This is a genomic window from Nocardia sp. 852002-20019_SCH5090214, from assembly GCF_001665865.1.
GTDB lineage: Bacteria > Actinomycetota > Actinomycetes > Mycobacteriales > Mycobacteriaceae > Nocardia > Nocardia nova.
This window is the reverse complement of record NZ_LZMK01000248.1, coordinates 1-508: the sequence shown is the minus strand read 5'-3', so window position 1 is coordinate 508 and position 508 is coordinate 1. Positions and strand designations below refer to the sequence as shown.

Here is a 508-nt window from a genome sequence, read left to right as displayed (position 1 = left end):
AGGTGTACGTGCCGGCGACGCGGCTGCGACACGTCACGAGATACGCGACGACCTGGGTGTCGTCGTTGGGGCTGCGGTGGACGCTGGCGACCGTGCCGATGTTTTTCCTCGCGTCCTGGTCGCCGGGCTCGGCCGGGCCGCCGTCGATGTCGCTCCACCACTCGATGCGATCACCGACCGCGAACACCTCGCCCATCCCCGGGTGTGGTCGCCCTCCGCGCGGGCGCGGGTGACAAGCTCGACCGGTGCCCGTCGCGCCGCGTACCCGGATCCGGTTAAAGTCGCGCGCCGGCCTGTCCGGCGGCGACCGGATCGGTTACGTCGCCCCCGCCGGGCACGCCGCGGTGGTCCGCACCGACTTCGACCACGCCTCCGGCGAACTCGTTCAGGTGTGGTCGAAAACCCCGCCTACCGGCGGGACGGACTGGGTCGTGGTGTGGTGGCCAGGTAACCACTGGACATGGGAGCGCGAAGCCGATCTCGAATTCGTCGACACCAACCCAAATCC

2 protein-coding genes are annotated in these 508 nt (G+C 69.9%); one reads left to right on the top strand and one right to left on the bottom strand.

Going from position 1 to position 508, the window contains the following annotated elements:
* On the bottom strand, positions 1-196 hold a 196-nt coding region (locus A5780_RS19525; protein WP_156769348.1), incomplete at its 3' end, for a hypothetical protein.
* Between the two features lie 49 nt (positions 197-245).
* On the opposite strand from A5780_RS19525, the gene A5780_RS19520 reads away from it, so the two are divergent.
* Positions 246-508 (top strand): hypothetical protein (locus A5780_RS19520; RefSeq protein WP_156769406.1); only part of this gene is annotated, 263 nt, incomplete at its 3' end.